The organism is Mesorhizobium sp. Root102 (genome assembly GCF_001425625.1).
GTDB lineage: Bacteria > Pseudomonadota > Alphaproteobacteria > Rhizobiales > Rhizobiaceae > Mesorhizobium.
This window is the reverse complement of sequence record NZ_LMCP01000018.1, coordinates 63,906-71,079: the sequence shown is the minus strand read 5'-3', so window position 1 is coordinate 71,079 and position 7,174 is coordinate 63,906. Positions and strand designations below refer to the sequence as shown.

The window sequence follows — 7,174 nt, the reverse complement described above, 5'->3', positions numbered from 1 at the left end:
CATCTCGAGCGCGGTCTGTTCAGGGGCGGGTCGCTTCAACATGACCCAGTGAATCAAAAACCCCCGGCAAATGCCAGGGGTTTGTCAGCAGTCTGAAGCCGCGCTGCATGCAGCGCGGCTTCTTCATTGATGGTGGCTACAACGATCGTCGCCTCAGTTGGTCGCGGACTTTGACTTGTCCTGATCCTTGAGCTGGCTCCAGGCATTTTGCTGGGCCAGCATCTGCCTGAGATAGGCGACATTTGCCTGCGCCTGTTCGGGAGAGAGTTCCTGTGAGGCGATCTTCTCGGCTTCGTCGAAGCGGCCTTGCAGACCGACGACCAGCGCCAGGTTTTGGCGGACCCGGCTGTCCGCGTTCGGCTGCTGCGCGGCCGAGCGCATATAGGTTTCGGCGGTGCGCAGGTCACCTTCCAGCACATAGGACATGCCAAGATTGGAGAGCACCGAAGGCTCGTTCGGCTTGAGTTCGAGCGCCTTGCGGTAAAGCTGGCGCGCATCGTCCTTCTGGCCGGTCTGGTCGAGAATGGCCGCTTCGGCCGACACCAGCCTCCAGTCGGGATATTCCGGCGTTTGGGCGCGGCGCACGGCATCGAGTGCTGCCTCGAACTGGCCATTGGCGGCCAGCGCCTTGCCATAGGCGGCGAGCACGTCACGATCCTTCGGCAGAGCGATCGCCAGCTTGCGCATCACGGCGAGCGACTGGTCGGCGTCGCCATCCATCTGCAGTGCCGCGGCATAATTTGTCGCTATTCGCTTGTCGTTGGGGTTCCTGGCGTAGGATTGGCCAAGTGACGTCGTCGCAGTGTGCAGTTCTCCCGCCGACATGGTTTCCAGCGGTTTTCCGCTGGTGCGCCCGATCGAGCCGGTGGAAAGCTTGTCGGTTGCGCAGCCGGCGACGCCCGCTGCGAGCACCAGCGCAAGGGTGGTGGTGATGAGCCGTTTTCCCCTGGCGTTGATCGTGCGGTTGGTCGGCATGGCTACCTAAGCCTCCATTCATGCGCGGCCATTGCGTGGCCGTCTTCCCTCCCGCAGAAATATTCTGTTAACCCTAACGGACGGTTAAGAACGGCGACTCGAAGGTCGCCGCATGGAGAACATCGAATGCCTGTTGAACTCGTCGAGGAGAAACTGCCGGGCTCACTGCCGGTCCATCTGGTAGCCAGGGACGGTCTCGAGGCGACGGGTGTTGCGTCAGCCGCCGTCGCCTGGGCCAGAGCCAACGGCTTTTCCGGCGAGCCAGGCAGGACGCTGGTCGTGCCCGGCGAAAACGGAGCGCTCGGCGGCGCGTTGTTCGGTATCGGCGAAGGCGAAGGCGCGCTCGCCCTCGGCGCACTGTCGAAAGCCCTGCCGGAAGGCGACTGGCATTTCGCCTCGGTGCCGGCCGAGCCCGAACTCGCGGCCACCGCGCTGGTGCTCGGCGGCTATGTCTTCACCCGTTATGGCAAGAAACCAGGCAAGGCGCTGCGCTTCGAACTGCCGTCCAGGGTCGATGCCGGGCGCGTTCGCCGCATTGCCGATGGCGTCTTCCTGACACGCGATCTGGTCAACACGCCGACCAGCGATATGGGCCCGGAAGACCTGGAGCAGGCGGTGCGGACCCTGGCAGGCAGGCACAAGGCCGAAGTCTCGGCGGTGAAGGGCGACGATCTCCTCGATCAGAACTTCCCGATGATCCATGCCGTCGGCCGCGCGTCGGCCGGCGCGCCGCGCCTGATTGACATGAGATGGGGGCAGCAAGGTGCGCCGAAGGTGACGCTGGTCGGCAAGGGCGTCTGTTTCGATACTGGCGGTCTCGACATCAAGCCGTCGTCCGGCATGCTGTTGATGAAGAAGGACATGGGCGGTGCTGCCAATGTCCTTGGCCTCGCCTCGATGATCATGGCTGCCGGCCTGAATTTGCGGCTGCGCGTGCTCATCCCCGCGGTCGAGAATTCGATTGCCGGCAATGCTTTCCGTCCCGGCGACGTGCTGACGAGCCGCAAGGGCATCACTGTCGAAATCGGCAACACGGATGCCGAGGGGCGGCTGGTGCTGGCCGATGCCCTGGCGCTGGCCGACGAGGAGGAGCCGCAGCTTCTGGTCGACATGGCGACACTGACCGGGGCTGCCCGTGTCGCGCTCGGCCCCGACCTGCCACCCTTCTACACCGGTGACGAAGCGCTGGCAGCCGACCTGGCGGCCGCTTCCATCGCGGCCGAGGATCCGCTGTGGCGCATGCCGCTGTGGCGGCCTTACGATGCAAAATTGTCGTCGAAGATCGCCGACATCAACAATGTCACCACGGATGGTTTCGCCGGCTCGATCACGGCGGCACTGTTCCTCAAGCGCTTTGTCGAAAAGACCGCGGGCTGGGCGCATTTCGACATCTTCGCCTGGAACCCCGCCGATCGCCCGCATGGCCCCGCCGGCGGCGAGGCGCAAGGCATCCGCGCGCTGGAGCGGATCATCTCGAAACGCTACGGGTGATAGCTGTAGCCAGAGCCGGCAAATTGCGGAAACTGAAACGGAACCGAAACAATTTGCCGTCATGCTGGCGCGATGTCGATTGCGATGCGCCCGAGCCAGGCCTTGCGACTGTGGCAGCAAGTGATGCTGTCGCAGGTGCGCGACGACGCGCCCGACCTGACCATGCGCCAGACGGCGATCCTGTTCACCATCTATCTCGACCCGCCGCCGCACACCGTGCGCGGGCTCGCCGCCCGCCTCAATGTCACCAAGCCAGTGATCACCCGCGCGCTCGACACGATGGGCGCGCTGAAACTGGTGTCGCGGCATCGCGACGAACTCGACAAGCGCAATGTCTTGATCAGGCGCACCGTCGAGGGCGCGCTCTTTGTCGAGCGCTTCGGCGATGGTATCATCGCCAAGGCCCACGAACTGCCGATTTGAGCGAATTCCCCATCTAGAGAGCGTGATCCCGAAAAGTGGAGGCCGGTTTTCGGACAAGATCAGGCTCAAACAAAATAGAAGAGATACCCGATTTGACTGCCAGGGATGCCCGCCTTCACGCTTTCCGTTCCGACCTTGCCGACGCGCGGCTGAAGGGCGAGGTCGCTGCCGACCGCTTCGTCGCTGGCCGGTCGGCGCGGATCACCGCGCCCGTTGCCGATATGCGCAAGGCGCCGCGGCCGGATGCCGGCGTCAACACGCAACTTCTGTTCGGCGATGATGTCCTCGTCTTCGAGGTCACCGAGGGCTGGGCGTGGGTTCAGGCCGAACGCGACGGCTATGTCGGCTATGTCGCCGACACGATGCTGGGCGGGCGGGACCTTGCGCCCACGCACATCGTTTGCGTGCCGCGCACCTTCCTCTACCCCGGGCCGGATCTGCGCTTTCCGATCGCCGGACAATTGTCGATGGGATCGACGGTGACGGTGACGGATGCCGCCGACACGCGTGGCACGCACTATGCAGTCCTGCCATCCGGCGAGGCGATCATCGCGGGTCATCTGCGGCCGCTCAGTGAAGCAGCCTCCGACTATGTCGCGGTTGCCGAGACGTTTCTTGGAACACCTTATCTTTGGGGTGGTACTTCCGGTTTCGGCATCGACTGTTCTGGCCTGGTGCAACTGGCGATGCGCATGACCGGCAGGAACGCGCTGCGCGATTCCGACATGCAGGCGGAGACGCTCGGCGAGCCGCTCGAGCCGGGCCCTGATTTCTCAGGGCTGCGGCGCGGCGATCTGGTGTTCTGGAAGGGCCATGTCGCCGTCATGACCGACGCCGAAACCATGATCCACGCCAACGGCCACACCATGCTGGTGTCGCGCGAAGGGTTGAAGGACGCCGTCGCCCGCATCGGCTATCTCTATGGCGGCCCTACAGGCTTTCGGCGACCGTAGGGAAGAACGATCCCCTTTTGTTCCGATTTTTCTTGGCGATTGACTGCCGTCGCGCTACCTGTGGCGGGTGACAGAGCAGCCGCGCCTTGCCGAACAGAATGCCACCGTAGCCCTGCCCGAACCATTCATCAGGTGGTTTGGCGAAAAGGGCTGGTCGCCGCGCGCCCATCAGATTGAACTTCTGGCGAAAGCCCAGGCCGGACAGTCGGTCCTGCTGATAGCGCCGACCGGCGCCGGCAAGACGCTGGCCGGCTTCCTGCCCTCGCTGACCGAACTGGCTGTCCGACCAAGGCGAAAGCCAGGCCAGGCGCAGCGCGGCATCCATACGCTCTACATCTCGCCTCTCAAGGCATTGGCTGTCGACATCGAGCGTAATCTCGGCAAGCCGGTTGAGGAGATCGGTCTACCCGTCACCATCGAGACCCGTACCGGCGACACCCCCGCGCACAAGCGCCAGCGCCAGAAGCTGGTGCCGCCCGACATCCTGCTGACCACGCCCGAGCAATTGGCGTTGTTGATCTCGGCAGGCGATGCGAGGCGCTTCTTCGACGACTTACGCTACGTCGTGCTCGACGAGTTGCATTCGCTGGTGACATCGAAACGCGGACATCTTTTGGCGCTCGGTCTGGCGCGGCTGCGCAGTTTTGTCCCTGGCTTGCAGACGATCGGCCTGTCGGCCACGGTGGCCGAGCCGGACGAGTTGCGGCGCTGGCTGGTCAGCCAGAATCCGCCCAAAGGTCCAACAAGCCCCGACATGGCTGAGCTCATTGTCGTGACAGGCGGCGCGAAGCCCGATATCTCCATCCTCGATTCGGAAGAGCGCGTGCCATGGGCAGGACACTCGGCGCGCTACGCCACGCCCGAGATCTACCGCGAGATCAAGCGTCACAAGACGACCCTGCTGTTCGTCAACACGCGCAGCCAGGCCGAGTTGCTTTTCCAGGAATTGTGGCGGGTCAACGAGGACAACTTGCCGATTGCCCTGCACCACGGCTCGCTCGACGTCGCCCAGCGCCGGCGCGTCGAGAAGGCGATGGGTGACAACGCCTTGCGCGCCATCGTCGCCACCTCGACGCTCGATCTCGGCATCGACTGGGGCGATGTCGATCTGGTCGTGCATGTCGGCGCGCCGAAGGGCGCCAGCCGGCTGGCGCAGCGCATCGGCCGCGCCAACCACCGCATGGACGAGCCGTCGAAGGCGATCCTGATCCCGGCCAACCGCTTCGAGGTGCTCGAATGCCGGGCAGCACTCGACGCCAACTATCTCGGCGCCCAGGACACGCCGCCGTTGATCAATGGCGGCCTCGACGTGCTGGCGCAGCATGTTCTGGGCTGCGCCTGTGGTGCGCCGTTCCGTGCCGATGATCTGTTCGAGGAAGTGCGAACCGCGGCCCCCTATGCCAGCCTCGATCGGTCGACATTCGACCGCGTTATCGATTTCGTCGCCACCGGCGGCTATGCGCTCAAGAATTACGAGCGCTATGCCCGCATCCGCCTGAACAAGGATGGGTTCTGGCGAGTGTCAAATCCGCGCATCGCCCAGCAATACAGGTTGAATGTCGGCACCATTATCGAGGTGCCGGCGCTCAACGTGCGCTACGTCAAGGCTGGCAGCAAAGGCTCGGCTTCGCGCGGCGGCAAGGTTCTCGGCAAGATCGAGGAGGCCTTCCTCGAAACGCTAACGCATGGCGATACGTTCATGTTTGCCGGCAAGGTGCTGCGCTTCGAAGGCATTCGCGAGAATGAGTGCTTCGTGTCGAACGCGCCGGGTAGCGATGCCAAGGTGCCCTACTATGGCGGCGGCAAGTTTCCGCTTTCGACCTACCTCGCCGAACAGGTCCGCATCATGCTGGACGACCCGCAGCGATGGAAGAAGCTGCCGGAGCAGGTGGCCGACTGGCTGCGGTTCCAGGCCGACAAATCGGTGCTGCCCAAACGCGACGACCTGCTGATCGAAACCTTTCCGCGCGGCAACCGCCATTATCTGGTGGCCTATCCGTTCGAGGGCAGGCTGGCGCACCAGACGCTTGGCATGCTGCTCACCCGCCGCCTCGACAGGGCGGGAGCCAGGCCGCTCGGCTTTGTCGCCACCGACTATGCGCTGGCCATATGGTCGCTGGGCGACATGGGCACGATGTTCAAAGCCAGGAAACCTTCGCTCAGTGCGCTTTTCGACCAGGACATGCTGGGCGACGATCTCGAAGCCTGGCTGGCCGACAGCTGGCTCCTCAAGCGCACCTTCCGCAACTGCGCGCTGATTTCGGGACTGATCGAGAAACGTCATCCGGGCCAGGAGAAAAGCGGCCGTCAGGTCACCGTGTCGACCGACCTGATCTACGATGTGCTGCGCAGCCATGAGCCCGACCACATCCTGCTTCAGGCGACACGCGCCGATGCGGCGACCGGTCTGCTCGATGTCAGCAGACTTGCCGACATGCTCTCGCGTATCCAGGGTCGAATCGTGCATAAGGCACTCGAACAGATTTCGCCGCTTGCCGTGCCGATCATGCTCGAGATCGGCAAGATGCCGGTCAACGGCGAGGCCGACGAGACACTGCTGATGGACGCGGCGACATTGGTCGAGGAGGCCATGGGGCCGGGAATGGCTGAGGAATGAATTTTTCGCTGGCGCGCGCTTCGCTGATCGCAGAGGCCGACCTTGTCGGCATCGCCGGCGAGCGCGCCGTCTGTGACCCGCGCGGCGTGCTCTATTTCCCCGATCTGCGGCTTCTGGCCGTGTCCGACCTGCATCTCGAAAAAGGGTCGTCGTTGGCGCGCCGCGGCGCATTGATCCCGCCTTACGACACCGGCGCGACCTTGCTGAGACTGCAAGCCGTCATATCAGACTACCAGCCGTCGATCGTCATCAGCCTGGGCGATAGCTTCCACGATGGCGGCGGCGCCCAGCGCATGCATGCGAGCTTCCGCGAGCGGTTGGAAGCGCTGATGGCCGGCCGCGACTGGTTCTGGGTCGCCGGCAATCATGACCCGGAAGCGCCCGCCGATCTGCCCGGCGAGACGGTGCGCGAACTCGCCATCGGCTCGCTGCTGTTCCGGCATGAGCCGTCGAAGCTGCGCGTCGAGGGCGAAATAGCGGGGCATCTGCATCCTTGCGCCCGCATCGTGCAGCAGGGTCGTTCCGTGCGGCGGCGCTGTTTTGCCGGTGACGGCGGCCGCATGATCATGCCCGCCTTCGGTGCCTATACCGGCTCGCTCAACGTGCTCGACCGCGCCTATGCCGGGTTGTTCCGGCTGGACACGCTAATGGCTTATATGCTGGGCACGGACCGTATCTTCGCCATTTCGCGCTCGATGCTCAGGCCCGGCTGAAA

Annotated in this window: 6 protein-coding genes; 5 read left to right on the top strand and 1 reads right to left on the bottom strand. The window is 64.1% G+C overall.

Features of this window, described 5'->3' with window-relative positions; translation table 11 throughout:
• Positions 1 to 153: 153 nt before the first annotated feature.
• A complete protein-coding gene (locus ASD12_RS17090) occupies positions 154 to 975 on the bottom strand; it encodes a tetratricopeptide repeat protein (protein WP_056588434.1) in 822 nt (273 codons plus the stop codon).
• 126 nt (positions 976 to 1,101) lie between these two features.
• Between ASD12_RS17090 and ASD12_RS17085 the strand changes: the two genes are divergently transcribed.
• From ASD12_RS17085 to pdeM, 5 genes are all read left to right on the top strand, one after another.
• Positions 1,102 to 2,466 carry a leucyl aminopeptidase family protein gene (locus ASD12_RS17085; protein WP_082525489.1) on the top strand — a complete coding sequence of 455 codons (1,365 nt, stop codon included), beginning with the start codon at positions 1,102 to 1,104 and terminating at the stop codon, positions 2,464 to 2,466.
• Between the two features lie 72 nt (positions 2,467 to 2,538).
• A complete protein-coding gene (locus tag ASD12_RS17080; RefSeq protein WP_056588405.1) occupies positions 2,539 to 2,889 on the top strand; it encodes a MarR family winged helix-turn-helix transcriptional regulator in 351 nt (116 codons plus the stop codon).
• 92 nt (positions 2,890 to 2,981) lie between these two features.
• Positions 2,982 to 3,842 carry an NlpC/P60 family protein gene (locus ASD12_RS17075; RefSeq protein WP_056588402.1) on the top strand — a complete coding sequence of 287 codons (861 nt, stop codon included), beginning with the start codon at positions 2,982 to 2,984 and terminating at the stop codon, positions 3,840 to 3,842.
• Positions 3,843 to 3,909: 67 nt separating this feature from the next.
• A complete protein-coding gene (locus ASD12_RS17070) occupies positions 3,910 to 6,459 on the top strand; it encodes a ligase-associated DNA damage response DEXH box helicase (protein ID WP_056588399.1) in 2,550 nt (849 codons plus the stop codon).
• Complete coding sequence (gene pdeM / locus ASD12_RS17065; protein WP_056588396.1) at positions 6,456 to 7,172, top strand: ligase-associated DNA damage response endonuclease PdeM; 717 nt, start codon at positions 6,456 to 6,458, stop codon at positions 7,170 to 7,172. Before ASD12_RS17070 ends, pdeM begins: the two co-directional genes overlap by 4 nt.
• Positions 7,173 to 7,174 lie beyond the last annotated feature (2 nt).

Bases quoted from the DNA above. Each gene is read 5' to 3' on its own strand.
- ASD12_RS17090 (WP_056588434.1), bottom strand. From the start codon at position 975: ATGCCGACCAACCGCACGATCAACGCCAGGGGAAAACGGCTCATCACC.
- ASD12_RS17085 (WP_082525489.1), top strand. From the start codon at position 1,102: ATGCCTGTTGAACTCGTCGAGGAGAAACTGCCGGGCTCACTGCCGGTC.
- ASD12_RS17080 (WP_056588405.1), top strand. From the start codon at position 2,539: ATGTCGATTGCGATGCGCCCGAGCCAGGCCTTGCGACTGTGGCAGCAA.
- pdeM (WP_056588396.1), top strand. From the start codon at position 6,456: ATGAATTTTTCGCTGGCGCGCGCTTCGCTGATCGCAGAGGCCGACCTT.